This is a genomic window from Clostridium sp. SHJSY1 (assembly GCF_031626875.1).
Classification (GTDB): domain Bacteria; phylum Bacillota; class Clostridia; order Clostridiales; family Clostridiaceae; genus Clostridium.
Genome location: NZ_JANDMF010000041.1, coordinates 1 through 25,865, shown reverse-complemented (window position 1 = coordinate 25,865; position 25,865 = coordinate 1). Strand labels below are relative to the sequence as shown.

The following is a 25,865-nucleotide window of genomic DNA, read 5'->3' as shown; positions in this document are numbered from 1 at the left end:
CAGAACCTGAACAATAATTTTAATCTATAAATAACATATAAAATATTTATTTCTACATAAAAAAAGAACTCCAATTTAGAGTTCTTTTTTAATTAGATAAATTATTAATATTTCAATGTTTCAACAACTTTTGCTCTTTCCATATAGGTCTGAAGAAAAACATTCCATTCTGGGTTTTGCTTATCATCCCACATATCAGTTGCTCCACCCACAACATATGTGATATTCTTAGCTTTAAAATGCCTTACTTTAGTAGATATTGTGTCAAGATGATCATCTAGCTCAGGACTTGACTTAAGAATTTCAAACAGTAAAATTGGCCATTCTGGAACTACACTTTGACTAAACTTATAGTATACTTTTATACCATCAGCACTTTCTGTAATGTTATATCTGCCTTTCCAACTATCAGGAAAGTTTATAGAAAAGCCCAGTTTATCATTTTTATAAAGCTCTCCAGAAGTTGTTGTAGGTTTGTTATCTACAACTTTCTTTTCTACTACAGTTAGTTTTTCACTTACTGTTCTCCCATATTGTTCTACTGTACCCTCATATGTGAAGCTTCCTGCTTTGCTAGTATCTACATTTGAAGTCTTCCAACTTACATCTGCATCTTGTTTTTCATCATTTACTTGTAAAGTTATTTTCTTCGGAAGTGTAAATGTTGTATTTTGATTTACTGTATCTTCTAATGTTATCACCTTAAAATTCTTTTTTATTTCTTCAAGTATACTTTTCATATTGTCTATATCTACATTATTTTTTATAGCTAGTTTTATTATATAAAATGCATCATCAAATCTTGATTTTTCAATATACTTATCCTTTATTAGCACATAGTTTTCTTTGTTACTTGCATCCTTTGATATAGCATCTTCATATGCTTTTTTAGCATTATCATATTTTCCTTGATTTAAATAACCATTACCTAATTCAATACTTTCACTAGCACTCTTTTCTTGTAATAGTGTCTCTTCATTCTGATCATTAGATAAAACAACTTCCTTATCTTTTGGTGTACACCCCATAAATATTAAAGTACATAATAATAGTCCAACACACAAAAATCTTTTTCTAATCATTAAAATTCACTCCTTCTTTTGCTATAGGAAGATGATATAATAATTTTTTTACCAAAATTCATTAACTTGTTACCAAGTTGGCAACAAAAGCAGGAATTTTAATTTTTGTTATAATTGTTTCTCCATTTTCTATAGTTAATTCACCATTATGATCTTTAACTATTTCCTTACAAATATATAGTCCAAGACCTCTACTTTGATTATCTAGAGTCTTTTCGGATTTAACAAAAGGATCAAATATATGATTAAATATTTCTTCTGGAATTGCTTCTCCCCTATTCTCCACTTCTAATATATAATAAGTATCCTCCAGCTTAGATCGCACAATAATTTTTTCACCATTAATTGAATACTTTATTGAATTATCTATAATATTTATTATTAATTGCTTTATCTTATTGTTTTGCCCTAGTATCTCTCCCTCACAAATATCTCTATTAATCTGCAATGAATATTTTCTAGCTTTTATACTCATATCATTACATATTTGTTCTAAAAGAATAGCCATATTTATAGATTTTTTTTCTTCCTCTATAAATGAAAGACCTTTAGATACTTCAATAAGATCTAAAACCAACTTATTTAGTCTATTACTCTCAGAATGTATGCTTTTAAGGGCTATTTTCTTAAATTCTTCATCTGCCACCATTTCATCCAAAAGCATTTCTGAGTAACCTGTAATAGTTGTTAATGGTGTTTTAAGTTCATGTGTAACTCTGTTAAAGAATTCATTTCTGCTTTTTTCAAGATTTTCTACCTTTCTTTTTTCCTGACTGATTGTTAACATTTGCTCATTTATCTTATCCTTCATATTAATAAATTCCCTAGAAAGTATGCCAACTTCATCATTACTTTTTATATTGATAGAAATCTTAAATTCTCCTTGAGCCACTTGTTTTACTACCTTTGTTAAAGATGTAATAGGAGTTGTTATTTTACTTGCAACCACATAAGCTAAAATAAATATAAGAATAAATATACAGATTAGAGTAGAAGTTATAATTCTAGTTGTGTTTTTATACATTCCATATATATCATCATAGTTTTTGGTTATATTTATTACCCCTAAATAATTATTGTCTATATATAAAGGATAAGATAGTATACCTACTACACTATCATTGCTATATTTTAAAATGGCTACAGTATTTCCCTTGATAGCTTCACTAGTGGCTCTACTAATTGTATCTTCAAACCTGCTTTCCCCACTTTTTTTGATAATATCCCCATGCATATTATTAATTTGAGTATCACACTGATAATTTAAGGAGATATATTTTGCTATATTACTTGACTCCTGCTTCAGTCCTTCTTCATTAAATTCAGGAGCATTAATTAGTAATTTATACTTCATATATTCTTTAGTACTACTCATTATTTTCGAAAGAGAGTCATTTACATTATTCTCTAAATTCTTGATTAATACTTGATTTATTATAATATTTAACAGTATGCCTGAACTTAGTAATATTAAAGATAATCCTATAATGAACTTATACTTTATCTTCATATTTCTACCTCATTACATATCCTGTACCAAAAATAGTTTCTATAATAGACTTGCCCCCATCTTAATCAAGTTTACTTCTTAATCGCCTTACATGAACATCTACAGTACGTAATTCTCCCTCAAAGTCATATCCCCATACTTTGTCCAAAAGTTCTTCTCTAGAAAAAACTCTATTTTTATTTGCTACAAAAAATGCCAATAGTTCATACTCCTTTGGTTTAAGTCTTACTTCTTCTTCATCCTTCATGACAACTTTACTTTCTAGATTTATTTTAACTGTTCCATTAACTTCTACAAATTTATTTTCTTGGGATGTTCTATATTTTTCTACTCTTCTTAAAGCAACTTTTATTCTTGTCAAAACTTCCTTTATATGAAAAGGCTTTGTTATATAATCATCAGCACCTAATTCAAGACCTATTACCTTATCAAAAATATCATTTCTAGCTGTAAGCATTACTATTGGTATTGCATATTTAGTATTTATAAACTTACAAAGTTCAAACCCACTTTCATCTGGTAAATTTACATCTAATAATGCTAAATGTGGTGTAAATTTCTCAAATAAATTTCTAGCCTCTTGCGATGAAAAAGCACTTCTTACAATATACCCCTCTGCTCTTAATGCAGATGTCAAAATATGATTAATTGGTCCTTCATCTTCTACAACTAACACTTTTAGTTCCATATTTCCCCTAACTCCATTAAATTAAATTTATTATTCTCACCATAATTTTTCTTAATATATATTCAATTGTAACACATATCAACATTTTTATATATCACAACCAGCATTATTCACATCTTTTTTAAATTAAATTTTATAACAGCAAAAAAATAAACTCTATATAAATTATCTCTTATTATAATATGCAATATACCATAATATATTTTTTCATAAGTACGCTTCCCTTTTTGCTCTCAATAATTTAAGCTAGCAATACTCTTAATATGAAGTATTGCTAGCTTTCTCAGTGATTATATTTATTTTATCATAGAAATTTCAACGAACTAATTAGAAAATTCTTGAGTTGCATAAGTTTTACCTGAGTTTGAAAAAGCTACACCTACACCTATTTTGGTATAGCTTTTGCTAAGAATATTGGCTTTATGTCCTGGACTATTCATCCAAGAATTCATTATATTTTGAGCTGTTACACTTGCTTTAAAAGATGATACAGCACTATTGTTCTTTGAATCTAAAGTAGTTTGTGTCATCCATATATTTTCTGCAAAGGCTCCAAAAGTCCAATTAAAAGTCTTTGCTAAATCCCACGGGGCATATTTAGTTATAGGTGATGTATGATCAAAATATTTATATTGAAGCATTTCATCACTTTTATATCTTGCTATTTGTCTAAGTGTTTCATTGTTAGCTAAAGGTCCTAATCCAACCTTTGCACGTTCTTGATTACATAAAGTTACAATATCATTTTCCACTTGTTGCAAATACTCTACATTATAGGTATTTGGTAGTCTGGGGGCTGTAGTTGAAAATGAATTACTATCTGCAGTAGTACTAGTTATTGTTGCAGTAGCTGTTTTCTCAGCTGGCTTATTGGTAGTTGTCTTATTGCTAGCTGACTTATTTGTGCCTGTATTATTACTAGCTGCTTTATTAGCAGTAGTTGTATTATTAGAACCATTGTTTGCAGTATTAGCTTTTTCAACAGTTTTCTTTGTTTCTTCTTTAGCTGTTTCCTTTTGTGGATTTTGAGTAGTTGTAGTTGTATCGGTAGGTAAATTACTCGTGTTGCTTGAATCTGCTGCTCCTGCTTGTGATTCTTGCTCTTCTTTAGAATTTAGATAAGTATCAGTTTTATTTTCTGCAACTTTTGCACCATCTTTTTTTTGTTGCTCTAACACTTTTTGATTGTTATTGATTTTATGATATTGCCCCGCACTTATTAATCCTATACCTATAATTATTACGGTTATCATTAGTTTCTTTTTTTTCAATATTGAACTCCTCCTTCGATTTGACTTGTTAATATTTAACAAAAAGATATATAGTATAATTTAGTACAGTATTATACTATATATTGTACTAACTGTCCAGAAAGGATAAATGAAATTTTATAATTTGCAAATTTATTTACTTTTTTTTAAATAATTAATAAAGCCATTGCTCTATAGTAATGACTTCACTATTTTAAAACCTATAAAAAAATATCACTCTAGATCTATTTTAGATTAGTAATTTTTTAATAAATATATATTAAAAATTTCCACTGTACTAAATATTTCCAAATTATATATAATTAAATATATAAAGTATCATCCATATAATTTTTATAAAAAACAAAATATCTAAACTGTATGCCATAACTTTTAGGACTTATACTTACTTATTCTTCTAAGAGTATTTTCTTGGTGAGAGTTAAAATTTATATTGATAGGAGATGTGTTTTATTGGTGAATATTTTTTCGTTAATATGTCTTTTAGTCGCATTAATAGCACTATTTATTGACTTTATGAAAGATAAAAAGATATACAAATTGTTATTGGTGTTTGTTCTACTTATATCTGTCTTCTTTAAATCCTCTTTTGGAGGGAATATAAGCCACTTATTTGATTATATTCTAACTGGAACTATGATTTTCCTTTTGTGCTTTGCTATTTACTTGATGATGAATGAAAATAAAGATAGCCAATAATTATTTGATTTTTATAGATGAGATTATAAATCCTAACTAAAAATTTTATATTTTTCACTTCTTTTTTACAACCGCTTACCTTTAAGAGCATATTCTGAAGAATATATCCATATAAGAATAAATATTCTTCAGAATATACCACATCTAATTGTTATTTTCTAATACATAATTAACCCAAAGTGATGCTAAATTCATAGCACCTCTAAATCCTACAAATGGCGGTTCATAGGGATTCAATTCCCATCGACTTCCCTTATTATCTATTTGCATAGATAAGCTATGATTTGCCCATGTAAGTATTTCATCACTAGCCATAAGCAGTCCCTTTAATTCTTTTGTTATCTCTTTTGACCACTTATCTTCTCCCCAGTATGGTATTTTTTCTGTGGTCATGGTCATGCTATCACACCAAGATTTTTCACTATTCACCCCTAATTCATTATAGGCATAATTTAAAATCCCCTTAACTACATCTGCATGTCCACCAATTGATAATCTAGCTTTTTCACTTTGGTTAAGAAAAACTTGCTTACTAAACTTTAATGTATGGTCAAATCCTTTAAATTCCTTTTCCATAAAATCTTCATCAATCTTTAAATTCAAAATCTCAGAAATTTTTTCAAGCCAAGCTTTTGTACCACTAAATCCATAAGGACGTTCATGAATAAATTCTGTTCCAAAACGTTTTTCTAAATACTTAGCTGCCTCAATTCCTTCTCTTCTTATAACAAGGTTAATATGAGCTGATGCCATCTTTTTGATTTCTCCTACAGATGTATCTGAAGTCATTATACATACAGGGTCTATTCCAAAAGCACCCTTAAGTATTCTAACTATTTCATCTGCATCAGATTTAAATCTATATATATCAGCACATGAGCCTATTATATTGAAGGTTTTATTTGCAGTTAAACTACATTCCTCTGGTAATTCTTTTACAAGAAGTTTTAAAGTCTGTTCTACACCTTTATGTTTTTCTACATCAAAACCACCAAAACCAACTGGAATTATAGGTGTCTCTATATAATCATTTTGCATATCCTCACATAATGCTTTAAGGTCTGTTCCTATCATTTCAGGCACTGTTGATGGCAATATAAATATAACTTCTGGATTATCATTTATAATAATTTCATCAATTGCTTGTTTTAGACGTTCTGTCCCACCTAAAGCTATATCACTTTCATCAATATGCGTAGAATAAAGCTTACAGCCATCATGAACTCCTATCCTTTCTAAAAATGTTTTTCCATAAAGCATATGTCCCATTGAGCCAAATTCTATAAGTGTAGCATTTTTTATAGTTGATAATGTCCATAATGCTCCCATTCTTCCAGAAGGCATTGGCCTAAATCTATGTAAACCCACTACTAAATACCTCCTTTATCTAGTTCAGTTATAATACTTCTAAGCAAATTAATAGTACACTCATATCCAAAACTTCCATTAATCCTATGTAAATTAGAAAGGCTTGGGATATTCTTATTCTCTTTAGTGTGAATAGCCCCAAAAGAAAACTCAGGTTGCAAATTCTCTAATATAAATTCTCCTGCTAGATTACTTACAATATGGCATACAAAAGGATTATGTCCTAAATCCACAAGTTTCTTTGCTAATTTTTTATCTTCTTCATAAAACTCTTCAATATGAAGTAGTAAAGGTTCCATACCCATTTTAGCTAAATAAATACTCATAGGAATTGGATCTAGATTAGAGTCTGTAGTTACATATTTTATCCCCTTAACTTTTTCTCTAATCTCCTCTTCCAATTTGATTAACTCATTTCTTTCTTCATTAAAAATACCCTTTAACTCAACACCAATACATTCTGAAATTTCTTTATAGGCTTCATCTACTTCTTCAATGGAATATATATTATGAAGAGAAACATATGGAGTTCCAAACTTCACTTTCATTTCTTGTGCTAAAGGCAGCTCTGAAGCTGTTAATACTATATTTAACAAAGCTTTTGGTGCTTCCATAAAATCTTCAAGAGAACTTCTCATTCCAAGATGATTTATATATATTTCATTTTTAATAATCTCTTTTATTAAAGGTGAATTTAAGAAGCTTTTATTTTCTGATAAAATATTTATTCTATTTGGCAAAACCTCTTTTTCATCCATTATACTTGCAAAGGCTTTAAGTGATTTCCATATGCCTGAAGGATACCCATTACACTTAAAGTGTCCAACCATAACAAACATTAACTTAGCTGATATACTATCTTGAATTTCGTATATAACTGATTCAATATCTTCTCCAATAAGTTCTGGTACACAGGTAACAATAATCATAATTGCCTTTGCACCATGCTTATCCATTTCTATTAAAGCATCAATTAATCCATCTCTACATCCAAATACTACCTCATTAGAATCTAGTACATATGTCCAATGTAATTCTCCATCTTTTCCATGAGAATTTTTTACTACCATCCTACTATAAGTTGCACATTCTTGTGTTCCAACAATTAGAGATGATACTCCCTTTATTGAGTTTGTAAGTTTTATACTTGTATGCATTGGACAATGCTTACCTGGAGAAGCTCCTTTAGGTAACAATTTAACTCCACTATTAGATTTGACAAAAGATAGTTTTTTAAGGTCATTTATATAATCTGAATTTAGCATTTAAATCACTCCCCTTTTATTCCAAAAGTAGTTTTGCTAATTTCATATATTCTTCTGTCATATCACTATCTGGAAATGCTTCTACAACTGTCTTTCCCTGGTCTTCTGCTTTTTGAATCAAATGATTTCTTGGAATGTAGTGTAGTATTTCTGTTTCAATCTCTTCTGCAGCCTTTTTCACAAGTTCTTCTTCATTCTCAATATTTTTAGAATTAAGTATTAGCCCTTTTAATGAAGCGTACCCTCTTTTTCCAAAACTTTTAACAGCATGGGAAATGTTAGTAGCTGCATATAATGACATCATCTCACCTGATGTTACTATACATACTTCATCAGCATATCCACCTCTAATTGGCATGGCAAAACCTCCACACACAACATCTCCAAGTACATCATATAGAACAACATCAGGATTATATATTTCATAAGCATCAAGTTCTGCTAGCTTTTCAAATGCTGTAATAATACCTCTTCCTGCACACCCTACTCCTGGAACTGGTCCTCCAGCTTCAACGCATAAAACACCATGCGCTCCCTCTACAACTAAATCTTCAAGTGTTGCATCACCTTTTTTTCTTAAGGTTTCAAGTACAGTTGTAATAGCTTTACCTCCAGTAAGATTTCTTGTAGAATCAGCCTTTGGATCACATCCTATCTGCATAACTTTTAACCCAAGCTTGGCCATAGCCACTGATATATTTGAAACAGTAGTGGATTTACCTATTCCACCTTTACCATAAATAGCAATTTTCTTCATTCTAATACCTCTTTCTTTCTCTTTTATTTATACAAATTATAAGTTAAACATAAAGGTTTTTTACTTATACTATCTTTAATTATTTCAGCTTTAATATTAAATGTTTCTTTTAAAACAGTGTCTGTCATTACTTTATCAGGTTCTCCATGACTTACTATTTTTCCACCCTTAACAGCAATCATATAATCTGCAAATCTTGCTGCAAGATTAAGGTCATGAAGTACCATAACTATAGTACATTTTTGTGTTTTATTAAGATGATCTAAAAGCTCTAATACCTCAAGCTGATATGCCATATCCAAATATGTTGTAGGCTCATCTAGTAAAATTAAATCTGTCTGCTGAGCTAAAGCCATAGCTATCCATGCTCTTTGCCTTTGTCCTCCTGAAAGATTATCTATTGCATTATTTGCATATTCATCTAATTTAGTAACTTTAATGGCCCACTCTATAATTTTTTTATCTTCTTCCTTTAAACTTCCCATTCCTTTTTGATGTGGAAATCTACCATAAGCTACTAAATCACTTACTGTTAGTCCATCAGGAGCTTGAGGTGATTGGGGTAATATAGCCATCTTTTTAGCAACTTCTCTAGTTGATAACTCCCTTATATCTTTGCCATCAAGATAGACAACTCCACTTTTTTGTTTAATTATACGGCCTAAAGCCTTTAAAATTGTAGATTTGCCACATCCATTTGCCCCTATTATAGTAGTTATTTTACCTTTAGGTATGTCCATAGCCAATGAATCTACAATTAGCCTTTCATCATATGATATAGTTAATTTTTCTGCTCTAATACTACTCATTCATAATCCCTTCTTTCTATTTTTTATTTTTAATAAGAAGATACAAGAAGTAAGGAGCTCCTATAACTGCCACAACAATACCTGTTGGTATCTCTGATGGCTGAGCAATCCCCCTAGCTATAGTATCTGAAATAGAAACTAACAAAGCTCCAATAAGGGCACAAGTTGGTAATAAAGTTTTATGGCTTGGTCCTACAATTTGCCTTCCTAAATGAGGTGCTATCATTCCAACAAAATTTATACTTCCACCTATTGATACAGAGGTAGCTGCTAATGCCACTGCTGAAACTAAAAGTTTTAATCTTTCTCTCTCCACTTGAACTCCAAGTCCACATGCCATATTATCTCCTAAAGTAAGAATATCAAGGATTCTTCCTTTTCTTATGATATATGGAACAAAAAATATAATCCAAGGTAGTGCTGCTAATACGAGTTTCCAATTAGACCCCCATATACTTCCTGCTTGCCAGGTTGCAACAAATTCAAATTTTCTTTCATCAATTACTACTACTATTAATGTCATAACTGCACTAATAGCAGCTTGGATTGCAACTCCATTTAAGATAAGTCTTAAAGGTTTAATTCCTTCTCTCTTTTTATAAGATAAAATATAAATTAGAAAAGCAGTTATTCCTGCTCCAATAAAAGCTAAAATAGGTAGTGTAAATATAGAAAATAATGATTGTGCTCCTGAAGCTACTACAAAAATCACTACCATAATTCCAGCTCCAGAATTTATCCCTAAAAGACCTGAATCTGCTAAGGGATTTTTTGACACCCCCTGTATAATACATCCTGATAGAGCCAATCCCATACCTACCAACATAGAAATTATTATTCTAGGCAAACGAAAATCAAAAAAAATTAAGTTCTCTTTAGCACTCCCACTGCCAGTTAACACTCTAAATAAATCCATAGGTGCAAGCTTTGTGTACCCTGTATTCATACTTATAATAAAAGAAATAAAAATTAATATAGAAAGTAATGAAAGGACAAAAACATTTCTATTCCTAACCTTTTTTCTATGGAAATCAATTTGATATAATTCACTAGTCATCTTATAATGCCCCTTTCTGCTTTCTTGCAAGGTATAAGAATATAGGCACTCCTATTAAAGAGATAATAGCTCCAATAGGTATTTCAAAAGGTGGCTTTATCATTCTTGATAATAAATCTGAAACTACCATAAGTAAGCTTCCAATGAGTGCAGAAACAGGTATTATACGTCTATAATTTTGTCCAACGATATACCTTGATAAATGGGGCACAATCATTCCAACAAAACCTATAGCACCTGCCACTGCCACTGAAGTTCCAGCTAAAAGCAAAATTATAACAGTAGCTGCAAGTTTAATAATAAATGTATTTACCCCAAGTCCCCTTGCTACTTCTTCACCAAGGCTAATTAAAGAAACAGAACGAGATATTATTAAGGACCCTATAAGTGCAACTATAATGATTGGAAAAACTATTTTTATCTGTGTCCAATTAACTCCTGCTACATTTCCTAAAGTCCAAAACATAATATTTTGTGTCATCTTAAAATAAATAGCTATTCCTTGGCTTAAGGCTGTAAGCAGTGTACTTACTGCAGCTCCTGACAGTACAAGTCTAATAGGTGTAATTTCACCTGGCACCATAGCTCCTATTCCATAAACAATACCTGCCCCTAATGCAGCTCCTAAAAATGAAAATATTACAATTTGTAAAGGTGACATTCCTGGAAAAAATGCAAAACATATTGCTATTGCAAATCCTGAACCTGCATTAAGCCCCATAAGCCCTGAATCTGCCAAGGGATTTCTTGTAACTCCCTGCATAAGGGCCCCAGAAACAGATAAAGCTGCTCCAATGAGCATACTTGCCAAAACTCTTGGAAATCTTAAATTCATTATGACTAAATGATCCTCATTTTCAGGATTAAAATTAAATATAGAATCCAATGCTCCTGAAATTGATATATCTGCTACTCCATTCATAACAGAAAAAATCATAACTAATATTAATAATAAAATAAGTCCTAAAATAATCCCTAAATGTACAAGTGATTTATTTTTACTTTTTTTATAATTCAAAGATATACTCTCTTCTATTTTCATACTTCTCACTCCCATACATTAAATCACTACAAAAATAATATATATTTTTGTATGATTTTAAAAAGGCAGATACAAAACCATTTAAATGGCATGCATCTGCTTTTATAAAATTTAATTTAACAAATCATCAACAATAGCATTTACAGCATATTCTGTAGCAAGTATGCTAGTTGCATGTGCTGCTCCATCTAAAGTATGCACTTTATTCTCTTTAACTGCCTTAAGAGATTTCCAAACTGGATCATTTTTCAAATCATCAGCTAATCCTTCACTACCATCAAATACAGCTAAAAAGATATGATCTGGATTCATTTTAGATAGAGCCTCCATAGATATTTGTTCATACTTATTTTCACTAGGATATCCTTCTGGAGCATTTAATCCTAATCCTGTATTTGGATCAAAAAAGTCTGGACGTTTTGCACAGTAATATCCATTTTTCTTCATAAGTGATATAACAGCAACAGTTTCATTCTTATATTTTTCTTGCAATTTAACTCTTGCATCAGAAATCTTTTTCTCAATTTCATTAACTTTTTCTTCTGCAACTTGAGTTTTATTTATTATTTTCCCAATCTCTTTTATTCCATATCTCCAATCCATTCTTACCTTTTCATCTAAAACTATAACAGGTGCTATTTTCTTAAGATTTTCAATTCCAGTATCACTAGCTGGAACTAATATTAAGTCTGGTTGCACCTCTGCAAGCTTTTCTAAGTTTATATCCTTTTCTCCTAAATCTATTACAGACTTAGTATCGTAATTCTTAAATGGATCCCATGTTTTTGTGTAATTTTCTGCTGCTACAGCTGCAACAGGTGGTTGTCCTAAAGCTAATAAAAACTCCCAATAAGGAAGATACCCAACTGCAATTTTTTTAGGTTCTTCTTTAATAACAACTTCATTTCCTGTAGCATCTTTATATGTACGCGGATAAGCAGTATTCCCCTCTTTACTACTAGACTCTTCTTTGCTAGTAGTGTTTTCTGATTTTGAATCTGAAGATTTACCGCAACCAGCCATAACTCCCATAAAAATTGTAAGCACCAATAATAGCCCTATTCTTTTTTTCATATTTCCCTCCACCTTAATATTTATAGATATTGATAATTACTATCAATAAGTGTTTATAGAATATCATATTCTTCCATTTATCAGAATAGACATTTCTACACACTACCATGGATTTTTCCTAAAGGTTTTCTGAAACTCTATTGGTGACATTTTTGTATGTTTTTTAAATACTCTACTAAAATAGAACTGATCTGTATATCCTACAAACCCTGCAACCTGAGTTACAGTATTACTTCCAACAACTAAAAGCTTTTTAGCTTTATTTATTCTATATTCAGTCAAATAGTTTATAGGGCTCATACCTATATTTTTTTGAAATATATAAGAGAATCTACGCCCTTCTACCCCAACTACTTCTGCTATAGTATTTATAGAAATTGCCTCCATATAATGATTTCTAATATAGTTTACTGCTGAATCTACAATCTCTTCATCGCTAGAGTATAGTTTCTTTTGAGCACAAAATACAAGCTCTTCTATTATTCTTAGAAAAAGAGCTCTTGATCTCAAGGCTTGCATATTTCCGGGCATAATAGATATATCACAAAGCTGTATAATCATTTCATTCATAATAGTGCTATCTCCAACATCTACTATAAAATGAGAATTTGCATAAGGATAACTATCACAATTTAATATTTCATAATGTATTAATGCATACTCCCAATTACTTTCTCCAAGTACTTCTTTATCAAGCTTCATATTAGGTCCTGCATGTAATACTTTTCCTGTTTCTAATTCATATACAGCATCTTCAAAACTAAATCTTGCCTTTCCTCTAAGGGGAAAAATCAGACCACATCTTTCTGGAAGAGTACTTCCTCCTAAAGTTTTTGAATTACCCCCTATGCTATATATAGATGCATCTGTTAAAGTAACTGCTGCATTTACATAATATTCAGCTAATTTATTAATATCAACCTTCATCTATTATATTTAGTGAGAGAGTGTATTATAAGTACCACCCCCTCACTAAAACTCACTTCCTTTCGTTTTATAACTTTTTTCTTCAACTTTACTTTTATTTTTTCCATGGTTTTAATATACTGCTGAAATTATATTAATATTAAATGGAAGTTTAATTACTTCCCTTATTTATTTTTTAACGGCTAAGCAATAATTCACATTATCAAATGCTTTTATAGGATGTTCTGGATTTGCTTCATTATATTTTTTAAAATACTGCTCAGTTATTTGATCTGGTGTTAAATGCTCATAAATCAAAAAGTTACTGTCAGCTAACAACTGCTCCAATTCTAAGTAAGAATAGCTTGAAAGCATTTTTTCCTTTGCTGCACTAGCTAATGTAATTGTCTTTTTAACTCTTTCCCCTGCATTTTCAGTATAATAGTCCTCATCCGGATAATCAAAAACAATGCTGCTGCCTTTTGGTACAATACTTGAAATAGTATTAACTGCATTTGCAAGATCTTCCTTGCTCAAATAGTAGCTAATTCCAAGTAAACTACAAAAACTTATTTTGTTTTGATCAAATTGTGTACATTCAATTAAATTTTTTTGCCAAGTATATTCTGTAAAATCAATAGCTATATAGTGTAAATTAGAAAGCTTTTCTGTGACTAATGATTGAATACGCTTCTGCTTGTCAGCTCCAGTAAAAGGATGATCAAGTTCAAATATTTGAATACCTTTTGCCCATTCAGGCTGACGATATGCAAATGTATCATACCCTGCAGCAAAAATTAAATATTGCATTGCACCAATTTTTACAGCATTTTCAAGGGACTTTTCTGTAAATGCAGCTCTACCAAGTGGAGTTGGAGATAACTGATTATCAACAACAAAACGTAATGCTTCATCTTGTGTTCCTTCAAATGATGGATTAAAGAATTTGATACCTTTTGACATATTGCTTGCAATGTCCTCATATTCATTTTGAGTTAGAATGTCCTTTGCTAAGTAATCATCAAAAACTTTCTCTTTGTTTTTCACTGAATGATATGCTCTTGAAAATGCACTAATCAATGCAGTCATACTTTTTTGTTCCATAAAATTATCACCTCTAATAATTTATAACAATTTGCAAATTTTATTACAAGTATTGACATTTTTCCTATTTTGTGTTATAATAGATATAGTAAAAATAAAAAATTTACAAAAACGTCACATTTATAGTGGCGTTTTTTAATATAATGCTATCTAAAAATATATATTTGATTTATAAACAATCATTATTTCGTATAAGTTTATCATTGCAACCTACTTTGTACTTGTTCTTTTAGAATATCATTGCAATATTACCAGAACTTAAATTTAAAGCATAGGATACTAAAAAGTCCCATGCTTTAAATTCTCACTCTATCTTCTATTAATGCCAAACTCACTGAATTTTTGTATTTCATCAAAGAAATGATCAAACTGTACTAAGTTCATTTGCTGTTTAGCATCAGATAGTGCTACAGCTGGATTTGGATGTACTTCTGCCATTACTCCATCTGCTCCAATTGCCATAGCAGCTTTTGCTGCAGGAAGTAATAAGTCTTTGCGCCCTGTTGAATGGGTAACATCAACAAAGACTGGTAAATGTGTTTCCTGTTTTAATATTGGAACTGCTGAAATATCAAGTGTATTTCTCGTTGCTGTTTCATAGGTTCTAATACCTCTTTCACAAAGAATAATTTGTCCATTTCCCTTTGACATTATATACTCAGCTGCATAAATAAACTCTTCAATGGTAGCAGACATTCCTCTTTTTAGAAGTATAGGCCTATTTATGGACCCAACTGCCTTTAATAGTTCATAGTTTTGCATATTTCTAGTTCCAATTTGAATAACATCAATATATTCTGCAGCCATTTCTACATCAGCTGGATTTACTATTTCACTTATTACTGCCATATCATATTCATCAGCAACACGTTTTAAAATTTTTAAGCCCTCAACCCCAAGTCCTTGAAATTCATAGGGAGAAGTTCGTGGTTTATATGCTCCACCTCTTAAAAGTTTCAATCCCTTTTCTTTCATGGCTTTTGCTACTGCAGCTACTTGTTCATAAGATTCCACAGCACAAGGCCCAAATACAAAATGGGGTTCACCATTTCCTATTAATTCATCTCTAAGGTTTATTATAGTATCTTCTTTTTTATTTTTACGAGATACAAGTAATGTCTTTTTTTTATTCTCTTCTTGAATTTCTATCTTAGATTTAAATATCTCCTTAAAAACACTTTCTATGCTTTTTTTCTCTAAAGGACCTTTATTATGCTCATTAATGTTATCTAACATTTTTCTATATGAAAGTTCTACTCCTTCAATGCCCTTAGCCTGAATTATTTCTTCAATGAGCTCCGCTCGTTCATTAATTAAATGCAACAACTTCAAATCTAAATCATATACTATTGTTTCTAATTCTTTTAATTCAATATTTCTCATTTTTTTGTCACGACCTTTCATCTTTATGTTTATATTTAATACTAATTACGCTTGTTAAGGTTAAATTTAATAAAGTTATACAGCATCAGCTTTTCTAATAGATAGTGCAAAAAATAGGCCTATCAAAAGAAAAATAATGGAACCAAATAATGCAAACTGATAAATCATTTCTCCACCAACTGTAGTTGTACCAGCCTCTCCAAGAATGCTAGCAAGTAGCACTACACCAAGAGCTGACCCAATTCTATTTTGTACATTGAATAGTGTTGTTGCTCTCCCCATTTTAGCAGGGGTAATATTATTAAATGTAAGAAACTGAACAACAACCACAGCTTGTCCTAAGAAAATACCAATACTAAAGAACAAAGCTCTAAGAATCCATGAATTAGTTTCTGGTCTAGTCATAGTCAATAGTATAACTATTAATATAGTACATACTAAACCAATGGAAATAACTTTCCTTGCACCTAACTTTTTATATGACCAAGGCATTATTCTAGAAGCAATCATTATTCCTAGTGCTTCTGGGAAAGTAGTAAGCCCACTCTCTAAAGCTGTAGCCTTTAGCATATTCTGATACATTAATGGAAATATAAATAATATTCCTGATAAACCAGCAGCAGCAAACAATGAGATTATGCTCATCTTTCTAAAGACCCCATCAGTTAATACACGTAAATCTAGCATTGGTTTTTCTACACGAAGTTCAACTATAACTAAAATACTAACAAGAATAAATCCTAAAACTCCTGTAGTAAAAATTAATGGAGAATTCCATCCTTTTGATGAACCTTGAATTAATGCATACATAAGCATAGAAAAACCTGGTGCTGATAGTAAGAATCCTGGCAGGTCTAACTTCCCTGCCTCAGGCTCTTTATATTCATTAAGAAACATAAAACCAAATATAAGTGTTAGAATCCCTAAAGGAAAATTGATATAAAATGCCCAACGCCAAGATAAATGTTCCACAAGAAATCCACCAATAACTGGACCAAGTGCTGGTGCAATAGCAATAGGGAGTACTAGTGAACGTGAAACTTTTGGTCGTTCTTCTGGTGAAAAAGTTCTAAATAGCATTGCCATTCCCACAGGTGTTAGCAATCCCCCTCCAGCTCCCTGAAGTACTCTAAACAAATTCAAAGTATAAAGATTATTTGAGAATCCACATAATATTGATGCAAATGTAAATAACCCTACTGCAGTTAAAAAGATTTTTTTTGTTCCAAATCTATCTCCAAGCCATCCTGCCATTGGAAGAAATACAGCAACACTTACTAAGTACCCAACATTTATTCCACTAGTAGCAGCAGGTGGAACTTGAAATTCTTTACTCATGGTAGCTAGTGCTACATTAACAATGGTTCCATCCATTGCAGCCATAAACATAGCTGTCACATATACAATACTAACCACTAATTTGGGATTAAGCTGCCTACTCATTTTAAGTTTCCTTTCCAATGCTTATTTCAGACTTTAAACTATTTGGTCTCATATCTACCCAATTTGAATTTATATAATCTAAACATAATTTCTGGCTCTCTTCTCCATAAATAGTTGTCCATCCAGAAGGTATATCTAAGAAGGCAGGCCAGATGGAATACTGGCCTTCATTATTAATAAGTACAAAATAAGTACCATTTGGGTTTTCAAAAGGATTGCTCATTATTTATCTCCTCCTTCATTAATTTCTTTGAAACTTTTTGCCTCATGCAGTTTTTTTGCAAGTATACGCCCAATCTCAGCAAGTGGTCCTGGTTGACACATATCCTTATGCCGGCAATGAATATCATACTGCTCAACTTTGCCATGAATATAAGGCTTCCATGCTTCTGGGTAAATTGGTTCAAACCAATCAGGTATTATGGTTGATCTAAAAAATAAAATATCTCCATTAAATGGTTTTGGACTATATTCCTTTAAAATTCTAACTGAATTAATATAAGTCTCTTTAAGGTTTAAAATAGTCTCTTCATCTAAGCTAGCTAGTGCACTACCATCTTGGCGAAGTATTTCAATGGCACCAGCAAGGTCTAATGGCTTATCTCCTAATTCATCTGGATCATAACCACCTAAAGCAAGTAGTGCTATTAGAGATTCTTCTTCATCTGGAGCATCTTTAATAGGTAAAAATCTATTTGGATAAGAGTCAAGCATAGCAACAATCTCAATTTCTTCACCTTGCTCTTGCAATTGAGTTGCCATAGCATGAACAATGTTACCTCCTAAGGACCAACCTAAAAGATTATATGGACCAGTTGGCTGAATTGTACGAATATGTTCAATATAATCAGCAGCCATTTCATCTAGTGTTTTAGGCAATTTTTCACGTTTAGAAATTCCTCGTGCTTGTATTCCATAGATTGGATACCCTGATTCTAGGTATGTCATAAGGCCAGAGTAGCACCAACTTAGTCCCCCTGCAGGGTGAACACAAAACAATGGAGCTTCTTCTCCACTTTTTCTAAGAGGTAATAAAACATCTAATGCACTTTTACTAGTACCCATTTCAAGTCTTTCAGCAAGTCTTGCAACTGTAGGTGCCTCAAATAAATTTCCTATACTTAATTGAACTCCTAAAGCTTCATGGATTTTACTCATTAAATGTACTGCTAAGAGTGAGTGTCCTCCCAAGTCAAAGAAACCATCATCAATCCCTACTTGTGGCAGATTTAGTACCTCCATAAACAAATCACGAAGTATCTCTTCTTGAGGTGTTCTTGGTCCACGTCCTACAACTTTCACACCAAATTCAGGAGCTGGTAATGCTTTACTATCAAGTTTTCCATTTGGTGTTAAAGGTAAAGCTGAGATTTCTACAAAAGCTGATGGAATCATATAATCAGGAAGAAATTCTCCTATATATCTACGCAAATCAGCTAAATCAAAACTTGTTTCTCCATTAGTTACTACATATGCAACTAAACGCTTATCTCCAGGTTGGTCTTCTCGAACCACAACCGCAACTTGATCAATATCAGGATGCCCAGCTATTGCAGCTTCAATTTCCCCAAGCTCTATTCTAAAACCACGAATCTTAATCTGATGATCAGCACGGCCCATATAATCTAAGGAACCATCCTCATTCCAACGAGCTAAATCACCTGTACGATACATTCTAGTACCTAAAGTACTAAATGGATTAGCTACAAAACGACTAGCTGTAAGACTAGGTCTTCCTAAATATCCACGAGCTAAACCTGCACCAGCAACATAAAGTTCTCCTACCACTCCTGGAGGAACTGGCTTTAGGTAATCATCTAGTACAAATATATCTAGGTCTGGTATACTAGAGCCAATAAGACTATTACCTCTTTTAGCAGTAGTAGTTTTATTAAGCTCAAGGTAGCTAACATGAACAGTAGTTTCTGTAATTCCATACATGTTAATAAGCGTTGGTGCATTTTCTGGATGTCTATTATACCAATCTGTGAGTCTACTAAGTTCTAGTGCTTCACCACCAAAAACAATATATCTAAGAGAAAGTTTGTTACCAAACGCTTGGTTTTCCCTATCTGCTTGCATTAATTGATAAAATGCTGATGGAGTCTGGTTAAGCATAGTTACTTTTTCACTTACAAGTAGCTCTAAAAATTCTACTGGTGATCTGCTTACTGAATGAGATACTACAACTAGACGACCTCCATATAATAATGGTCCCCAAATCTCCCAAACAGAAAAATCAAAAGCATAGGAATGGAACATTGTCCATACATCATTTTCATTAAAGCTAAACCAATTATCTGTAGCTTTAAAAAGTCTTATTACATTTTGATGAGGAATAATTACCCCTTTTGGCACACCTGTAGAACCAGAAGTATAAATAATATAAGCTGGACTATAAGGTGATAAAGACTTAGCACGATCAGCATCAACTGGATTATGAGTTGAATACTGTTTTAAGTTTTCTATAGTATCTTCTTCATCAAGGACAACTTTCATAACACTATCTATTCCAGAAAGTTTAGATACAATCTTAGAATTTGTAATTAAACAAGTTGGCTTGGCATCATTTAAAATAAAGTTAATCCTATCATTTGGATAGTCTGGATCAACTGGTACATATGCTGCACCTGATTTAATTACAGCAAGAAGACCTACTATCATTTCCAAAGATCTTGGCAAGGCTAAAGCAACAAAATGTTCTGGACCTACCCCTTTTGATATAAGTAAATGTGCAAGATTATTTGCCTGATTATTTAACTCTTCATATGTCAATGTATCTTTCTCAAATACTACTGCAATATTTTTAGGATTCTTCTTAACCTGTTCTTCAAATAAATCAGATATACAATTTTCTGGTATATTATCAAAACCTTTATTCCAATCTACAAGTATCTTCTGACGTTCTTCAGGCAAAAGAATTTCTAAATCTCCAATAGTCTTATTTGGATTTTTAACAGCTTCATCTAGTAGCTTCAACATACGACTAATGAATATTTCAACAGTTTCACCTTTGAATAAATCTGTGCTATATTCAAGAAACCCTTTAATCCCAGTAGCTTTACCATCTTCAGCATACAACTCTCGAAGCTCTATAGTTAAGTCAAACTTTGAAGCACCTACACTATAAAGTTTAAGTTTTGTTTCAGCATCAGGTAGTATTAGCTTTGGATCTTGAGTATTTTGTAGTGCCAACATAATCTGAAATAAAGGATGTCTAGACTGAGATCTAACTGGATTAATAGCTTCAACTAGGCGCTCAAATGGTAAATCCTGATGTTCATATGCATTTAGATTTGTCTCTCTAACTCTTTGAAGCAATTCCTGAAAACTTGGATCTCTAGAAGTATCAGTACGTAATACCAAGTTGTTAATAAAAAGTCCTACAAGATTATCTAATGCATCATCATTACGCCCAGCAATTGGGGTTCCTATAGGAATATCATTACCTGCTCCAAGTCTAGTAAGTAGCGTAGCAAGTCCAGCTTGTAACACCATAAATAAGCTAACACCATTATTTCTAGCAAGATCAAGTAAGCCCTGATGTAGCTCAGAAGTAATATTAAACGCTAAAGTTTCACCACAATAACTAGCCTCTTCTGGACGCTTAAAATCTGTAGGTACCTCTAATTGTTCTGGCAGATTAGCTAATGTTTCCTTCCAATAATCAAGCTCCTTTACAAGTAAACTATTTTCATCATTTTCATCTCTTAAAATCTTTTCTTGCCAAATTGTGTAATCAGCATACTGTACTGAAAGTGGTTCCCAATTTGGAGCTAATCCTTCAGAGCGTGATTTATAGGCTGTAGCAAGATCCTTAGTAAGTGGTGTTAATGACCATCCATCTCCCACAATATGATGCAATAATAGTAGGAGTACATGTTCATCTTCTGTCACTGTAAATACTTGTGCCTTAAAGGCTGGTTCTGTTGAAAGATCAAAACTATATTTAACAGCCTTATTAATTTCTTCTTCAAGTTCTCCATGACTAGTTTTAGAGACAACTAGTTCTCTCTTTCCTTCATTAACATCTAAAATCTTTTGATAAGGTATTCCCATATTTTCTGGGAATATTGTTCTTAAGATTTCATGACGCTCAACCACATCATCTAAGGCTTTTTCCAAAGCATTTATATCTAACTTTCCAGATAAATTTATAACAACTGGAATATTATAAGTAGGGCTTGCCCCCTCCAACTTATAAAGGAACCATAAACGACGTTGTGCATAAGAAAGAGGAATTCTATCTGGCTTTTCAAAGCTCTTCACAGATATTTTTGCCTTCTTTCCACTACTTAACTGTTTTGCAAGTCCAGCAATAGTTGGTGTATCAAAGATTTTACCAATGCTTAGCTCTACTCCAAATGCTTTACGAATACGAATCATCAAGGTTGAAGCAAGTAGAGAATGACCGCCTAAATCGAAAAAGCTATCATCAATACCAATATTTGAAATACCAAGTATCTCAGTAAATAAGTCTTTTAAAATTTCTTCTTGAGGTGTTCTAGGAGCACGGTTACTAACTATTGTAGATGAATCAGGTGCTGGCAATTGTTTGCGATCAATTTTACCATTAGGTGTTAGAGGCAATTCATTCATTTCTACAAAGGCTGATGGAACCATATACTCTGGAAGGCAACTTCCCATATATTCACGTAATTCGGCTAAATTCAAACTATTATTTGAAGCAGGAACCAAATAAGCAACTAAACGTTTGTCTCCTGGTTTATCTTCTCTAACAATAACTGTAACTTGCTGAATGTCAGTATGTTTAGCAAGTACAGCTTCAATTTCTCCAAGCTCTATTCTAAACCCACGAATTTTTATTTGATGATCAGCACGACTAATGTAGTCTAAAGTACCATCAGGTTGCCAACAAACTCTGTCGCCAGTTCTATACATTCTGCTTCCCTTTGAGCCATAAGGATTAGCTACAAATCTTTCAGCTGTCAAAGCTGGACGTCCCAAATAACCACGAGCTAAGCCAGTACCAGCAATGTACAAATCTCCTTCTACTCCTACAGGAACAGGCTGTAAAGCATTATCAAGTACATACATCTGTGTATTCCAAATTGGTGCACCAATAGAAGGAACACCTGTCTCCTCTGAATCAAGGGTAATACTAGATGACCAAATTGTTGTTTCTGTTGGTCCATAAAGGTTTGTAACTTCACAACCTAATTGGTGTAGTTTATCTGCAAGATCAATTGGAAGTACTTCTCCTCCAACTAATACTCTAATCCCTTGTAACCTACTTGGGTAATTTGTTACCAATGCATGCCAAAGAGTTGGTGTAGCTTGCATAAGCGTAATATTCTTTTCCACTATTATATCTGTTAAAGCTTCAGGGTCTTTAACAGTTTCCTTTTCAGCTATTATTAAGCTAGCCCCACTGATAAGAGGAAGAAATATCTCTAAAGCTGAAATATCAAAAGATATTGTAGTTACAGCTAAAAACCTGTCTTCTTTAGTCAGTTTAAACTGATTTTCCATTGACAAAAGGAAATTAATTAGCCCTTCTGATCTAACAACAACTCCCTTTGGTTTCCCTGTAGAACCTGAAGTATAAATTATATATGCTGGTGTATGAATAGCTTCTCTTGTAACCTGTACATTAGAATCAGAGTAACTTTCCAATAGCTCAATCATATCCTTAGAATCAATTTCAATCTTAAATTCCACAGTATTATCAGGTATTTTAAGCGATGCAACTTCACTTGTAATCATGCAAAGAGGCTTAGCATCATTAAGCATAAATTCAATACGCTCTGCTGGAAAATCTAAATCTATTGGCAAATATGCTGCTCCAGTCTTAATAACAGCTAACATAGATACAACCATTTCTATAGATCGTGGTAATGCTAAAGCTACAATTTTCTCAGGCCCCAAACCTTTATCTACAAGTAAATTAGCAAGACGATTTACCCTGCTATTTAACTCTCTATAATTAAGTGTAGTATCTCCACATACTAAGGCAGTTAATTCAGGATACTCAGCCACTTTCTTTTCAAACAATGCTGACAAATTATCATCAGGTAGTGTTTTTGTAGTTTTATTCCACTGCACTAGAACCTGTTGACCTTCTTCATGTAAGAGAATTTCCACTTTTCCTACTAATTGCTCCTTTTGAACAAAAGCAATTTTCTCAAGTAAGCTTACAAAACGATTTTTATGAATAGCTAACTGCTCTTCACTATAAATTTCACCATTAGCATCAAAGTCAATTCTTAAACCATTTCCATCAGACTTGTCATATATGTTAATGGACAAATCATCAACTGGTCCTGTTGCTAGCTTATGTATAACGCCTTTATTCCCAGCAAAGTCAACTCCATATTCAAAAGGCATTATATTTATTCTTGGTCCAGATAATCTTTGATTTTCTCCAAAAAGCTTAAGGTCCCTGCGTAACTCTTCATGTCTGTATTTTTGATGTTTCTGTAAGTCTCGCACTTCATTTGAAACTTGTTTTACTAATTCTTCAAAAGTCATATCAGGCCTTAATTTCAAGCGAAGTGGTAGCAAATTCATCATCATACAAGGTGTATTTATTGAAGCAGATCCTAGACGCCCCATCATTGGCAAAGTCAATATTACATCTTCTGATCCTGTCAAACGATGCATATAAACTGCTGTGGCTGCAATAAGAAGGTTATGCCAACTTCCTTTAAATTTCTGTGCTGTATTTCTTAAGCTTTGGCTTATTTCTGATGCTATATTTGCTGTTTCTCTCAGAATATGTTCAGATGTTTTTACCACTTTGTTTACTAAACTAACTACTTCTGGCTCATCAGCAAAATGCTCTAACCAAAAATCACAATCCTGCTTAAATTTCTCTGAAGATCTATAAGACAAATCTTCTTCCAAAACTAAATGTAGAGGATCAAAAGCACCTTCATCATAAGACTTATTATTTATAAGTGCTGTATAAATTTTTCCTACCCTTTGTGCAATAAGCGAAAAACCATATCCATCCATTACCATATGATGAATTCTCTGATACCAAAAATATCTATTAGGTGAGACTTTAAATAAAACCTCACAGAAAAGTGGATCATTTATAAGATTAATTGGTTTAGAAAGATCATCATTCATCCACTTTTCAGCTTCCTCTTTTGGATTTTCAGCTAGACTAACATCAATAAAATGTAATGTAAAATTAGATGATGGCTGAATAATTTGCCATGGTCCATCCTCATTCACCCCAAACTTCACATGTAGAGCTTCTGTTTCCTTCACAGCTTTTCTAAGTGCTAGTTCAAAATATTTTTCGTCTAGGAATCCATTAATTTCTATATATTCACCAGTATTATAAATTGGATTTTCTGGCTCTAGCTGCTGTGCAAACCAGATGCCAGATTGTGAACCAGATAAATTCCAGTGAGTCTCTTGAGAATTAGACATTCTATATTACCCCCTTTATGTTTATTAAATATTGATTTTATTTTGAAGAAGATAATAGATTCCACCAAGCAGAAACTGTTGGTTCTTTAGCAAGCTTAACGAAATTAACATCATCTTTAATACTGCGCCATTTCTCAGCAAGACTCATAATTCTAATTGAATCTAATCCTCTATCAATTAAGTTTTCATCGTCATCAATATCTGACTCTACTTCACCTAAAATTTCAGCCACTTGTTCTCTTATGCTTTGCAATGTTAGTGCTTCTTTTTTTGATGAAGGCTTGCCATCTTTTAAATCTTTAATTAGCATAGATGCTGAAATAGTTGATGCACAACGCTCAGCTGCATATTTTATAGCCATCTTATGTTCATCTAAAGAAAAGTCTGCCACAGCATCATAAACAAAGAAGGTTTGTATGTCTTCCATAAAGGCTTCACATGCTGTTAAAAGACATCCAATATGTGCATAAATACCACAAATAATTAATTGGTCACGTCCTTCTTCTTGCATAAATTCTTTAAGGTTTGTTCTTTTAAATGCACTATATCTCCATTTTGTAAGTACAGTGTCATTCTCAGAAGGTTCAATATCCCTTATTATTCTTGTTTCAGCTGGATCATCTATTAGCCCTGACCCCCAAAAATCTTGAAGTAATGCTCTATCTTCTGGTTTTTGATTACCTGGTTGTGCTGAATATAAAACAGGAATTCCAAGCTCTCTACATTGTTCTTTTATTCTTTTTATATTGTCTATAAGCTCAACAACTGGCGATTCTCCTGATGTATAAGCATTAAGAAAATACTGTTGCATATCGTGAATTAGAAGGACTGAACGGTTAGGATCAACCTTCCAAGATACTTTATTTTTTTGTAAATCTGATGCTTTAGGCATCTCATATGGTTTTATAGCTGGAATAGCCATAGAATCACTCCTTTTTATATCTCGTGTACACGCTTGTACACGGCTTGATTTTACTTATTTTATATATGGGTTACATATAAA

Annotated in this window: 18 protein-coding genes; all 18 read right to left on the bottom strand. The window is 32.1% G+C overall.

The window, feature by feature from the left end; translation table 11 throughout:
- Nucleotides 1–104: 104 nt before the first annotated feature.
- The 18 genes from NNC19_RS17135 to NNC19_RS17050 all read right to left on the bottom strand — a co-directional run bounded on the left by NNC19_RS17135 (nucleotide 105) and on the right by NNC19_RS17050 (nucleotide 25,784).
- On the bottom strand, nucleotides 105–1,082 hold the full coding sequence (locus tag NNC19_RS17135; RefSeq protein WP_310939899.1) for an Ig-like domain-containing protein: 978 nt from the start codon (nucleotides 1,080–1,082) through the stop codon (nucleotides 105–107).
- 61 nt (nucleotides 1,083–1,143) lie between these two features.
- On the bottom strand, nucleotides 1,144–2,592 hold the full coding sequence (locus NNC19_RS17130; protein ID WP_310939898.1) for a HAMP domain-containing sensor histidine kinase: 1,449 nt from the start codon (nucleotides 2,590–2,592) through the stop codon (nucleotides 1,144–1,146).
- Nucleotides 2,593–2,653: 61 nt separating this feature from the next.
- The gene (locus tag NNC19_RS17125) at nucleotides 2,654–3,280 is read right to left on the bottom strand and encodes a response regulator transcription factor (protein WP_310939897.1); all 627 of its coding nucleotides are present in this window, start codon (nucleotides 3,278–3,280) and stop codon (nucleotides 2,654–2,656) included.
- A 323-nt stretch (nucleotides 3,281–3,603) separates the two neighbouring features.
- Nucleotides 3,604–4,551, bottom strand: a complete 948-nt coding sequence (locus tag NNC19_RS17120) for a CAP domain-containing protein (RefSeq protein ID WP_310939896.1) — start codon at nucleotides 4,549–4,551, stop codon at nucleotides 3,604–3,606.
- 843 nt (nucleotides 4,552–5,394) lie between these two features.
- A complete protein-coding gene (locus NNC19_RS17115; RefSeq protein WP_310939895.1) occupies nucleotides 5,395–6,618 on the bottom strand; it encodes a nitrogenase component 1 in 1,224 nt (407 codons plus the stop codon).
- Nucleotides 6,619–6,620: 2 nt separating this feature from the next.
- A complete protein-coding gene (locus tag NNC19_RS17110; protein WP_310939894.1) occupies nucleotides 6,621–7,883 on the bottom strand; it encodes a nitrogenase component 1 in 1,263 nt (420 codons plus the stop codon).
- 16 nt (nucleotides 7,884–7,899) lie between these two features.
- Nucleotides 7,900–8,640, bottom strand: coding sequence for a nitrogenase iron protein NifH (locus tag NNC19_RS17105; protein WP_310939893.1), 741 nt, complete (start codon nucleotides 8,638–8,640; stop codon nucleotides 7,900–7,902).
- A 23-nt stretch (nucleotides 8,641–8,663) separates the two neighbouring features.
- Nucleotides 8,664–9,449, bottom strand: coding sequence for an ABC transporter ATP-binding protein (locus NNC19_RS17100; protein ID WP_310939892.1), 786 nt, complete (start codon nucleotides 9,447–9,449; stop codon nucleotides 8,664–8,666).
- Between the two features lie 16 nt (nucleotides 9,450–9,465).
- The gene (locus tag NNC19_RS17095) at nucleotides 9,466–10,506 is read right to left on the bottom strand and encodes an iron ABC transporter permease (RefSeq protein ID WP_310939891.1); all 1,041 of its coding nucleotides are present in this window, start codon (nucleotides 10,504–10,506) and stop codon (nucleotides 9,466–9,468) included.
- 1 nt (nucleotide 10,507) lies between these two features.
- Nucleotides 10,508–11,548 carry an iron ABC transporter permease gene (locus tag NNC19_RS17090; RefSeq protein WP_310939890.1) on the bottom strand — a complete coding sequence of 347 codons (1,041 nt, stop codon included), beginning with the start codon at nucleotides 11,546–11,548 and terminating at the stop codon, nucleotides 10,508–10,510.
- A gap of 111 nt (nucleotides 11,549–11,659) precedes the next feature.
- Entirely contained in the window at nucleotides 11,660–12,622 is a 963-nt protein-coding gene (locus NNC19_RS17085; protein ID WP_310939889.1) for an ABC transporter substrate-binding protein, read from the bottom strand.
- Between the two features lie 102 nt (nucleotides 12,623–12,724).
- Complete coding sequence (locus NNC19_RS17080; protein ID WP_310939888.1) at nucleotides 12,725–13,549, bottom strand: AraC family transcriptional regulator; 825 nt, start codon at nucleotides 13,547–13,549, stop codon at nucleotides 12,725–12,727.
- A 168-nt stretch (nucleotides 13,550–13,717) separates the two neighbouring features.
- Nucleotides 13,718–14,632, bottom strand: a complete 915-nt coding sequence (locus NNC19_RS17075; protein ID WP_310939887.1) for a class I SAM-dependent methyltransferase — start codon at nucleotides 14,630–14,632, stop codon at nucleotides 13,718–13,720.
- A gap of 309 nt (nucleotides 14,633–14,941) precedes the next feature.
- On the bottom strand, nucleotides 14,942–16,015 hold the full coding sequence (locus tag NNC19_RS17070) for a bifunctional 3-deoxy-7-phosphoheptulonate synthase/chorismate mutase (RefSeq protein WP_310939886.1): 1,074 nt from the start codon (nucleotides 16,013–16,015) through the stop codon (nucleotides 14,942–14,944).
- A gap of 75 nt (nucleotides 16,016–16,090) precedes the next feature.
- Nucleotides 16,091–17,458, bottom strand: a complete 1,368-nt coding sequence (locus NNC19_RS17065) for an MDR family MFS transporter (RefSeq protein WP_310939885.1) — start codon at nucleotides 17,456–17,458, stop codon at nucleotides 16,091–16,093.
- Nucleotide 17,459: 1 nt separating this feature from the next.
- The gene (locus tag NNC19_RS17060; RefSeq protein ID WP_310939884.1) at nucleotides 17,460–17,681 is read right to left on the bottom strand and encodes an MbtH family protein; all 222 of its coding nucleotides are present in this window, start codon (nucleotides 17,679–17,681) and stop codon (nucleotides 17,460–17,462) included.
- Nucleotides 17,681–24,862, bottom strand: a complete 7,182-nt coding sequence (locus NNC19_RS17055) for a non-ribosomal peptide synthetase (RefSeq protein ID WP_310939883.1) — start codon at nucleotides 24,860–24,862, stop codon at nucleotides 17,681–17,683. Before NNC19_RS17055 ends, NNC19_RS17060 begins: the two co-directional genes overlap by 1 nt.
- 37 nt (nucleotides 24,863–24,899) lie before the next feature.
- Complete coding sequence (locus NNC19_RS17050) at nucleotides 24,900–25,784, bottom strand: isochorismatase (protein WP_310939882.1); 885 nt, start codon at nucleotides 25,782–25,784, stop codon at nucleotides 24,900–24,902.
- Between the last annotated feature and the right edge of the window lie 81 nt (nucleotides 25,785–25,865).

What these genes read in the sequence shown, in the direction of transcription:
- NNC19_RS17080 (WP_310939888.1), bottom strand. Translation starts at nt 13,549, where the DNA reads ATGAAGGTTGATATTAATAAATTAGCTGAATATTATGTAAATGCAGCA.
- NNC19_RS17050 (WP_310939882.1), bottom strand. Translation starts at nt 25,784, where the DNA reads ATGGCTATTCCAGCTATAAAACCATATGAGATGCCTAAAGCATCAGAT.
- NNC19_RS17110 (WP_310939894.1), bottom strand. Translation starts at nt 7,883, where the DNA reads ATGCTAAATTCAGATTATATAAATGACCTTAAAAAACTATCTTTTGTC.
- NNC19_RS17085 (WP_310939889.1), bottom strand. Translation starts at nt 12,622, where the DNA reads ATGAAAAAAAGAATAGGGCTATTATTGGTGCTTACAATTTTTATGGGA.
- NNC19_RS17070 (WP_310939886.1), bottom strand. Translation starts at nt 16,015, where the DNA reads ATGAGAAATATTGAATTAAAAGAATTAGAAACAATAGTATATGATTTA.
- NNC19_RS17100 (WP_310939892.1), bottom strand. Translation starts at nt 9,449, where the DNA reads ATGAGTAGTATTAGAGCAGAAAAATTAACTATATCATATGATGAAAGG.
- NNC19_RS17090 (WP_310939890.1), bottom strand. Translation starts at nt 11,548, where the DNA reads ATGAAAATAGAAGAGAGTATATCTTTGAATTATAAAAAAAGTAAAAAT.
- NNC19_RS17095 (WP_310939891.1), bottom strand. Translation starts at nt 10,506, where the DNA reads ATGACTAGTGAATTATATCAAATTGATTTCCATAGAAAAAAGGTTAGG.
- NNC19_RS17135 (WP_310939899.1), bottom strand. Translation starts at nt 1,082, where the DNA reads ATGATTAGAAAAAGATTTTTGTGTGTTGGACTATTATTATGTACTTTA.
- NNC19_RS17065 (WP_310939885.1), bottom strand. Translation starts at nt 17,458, where the DNA reads ATGAGTAGGCAGCTTAATCCCAAATTAGTGGTTAGTATTGTATATGTG.
- NNC19_RS17130 (WP_310939898.1), bottom strand. Translation starts at nt 2,592, where the DNA reads ATGAAGATAAAGTATAAGTTCATTATAGGATTATCTTTAATATTACTA.
- NNC19_RS17075 (WP_310939887.1), bottom strand. Translation starts at nt 14,632, where the DNA reads ATGGAACAAAAAAGTATGACTGCATTGATTAGTGCATTTTCAAGAGCA.
- NNC19_RS17060 (WP_310939884.1), bottom strand. Translation starts at nt 17,681, where the DNA reads ATGAGCAATCCTTTTGAAAACCCAAATGGTACTTATTTTGTACTTATT.
- NNC19_RS17055 (WP_310939883.1), bottom strand. Translation starts at nt 24,862, where the DNA reads ATGTCTAATTCTCAAGAGACTCACTGGAATTTATCTGGTTCACAATCT.
- NNC19_RS17125 (WP_310939897.1), bottom strand. Translation starts at nt 3,280, where the DNA reads ATGGAACTAAAAGTGTTAGTTGTAGAAGATGAAGGACCAATTAATCAT.
- NNC19_RS17105 (WP_310939893.1), bottom strand. Translation starts at nt 8,640, where the DNA reads ATGAAGAAAATTGCTATTTATGGTAAAGGTGGAATAGGTAAATCCACT.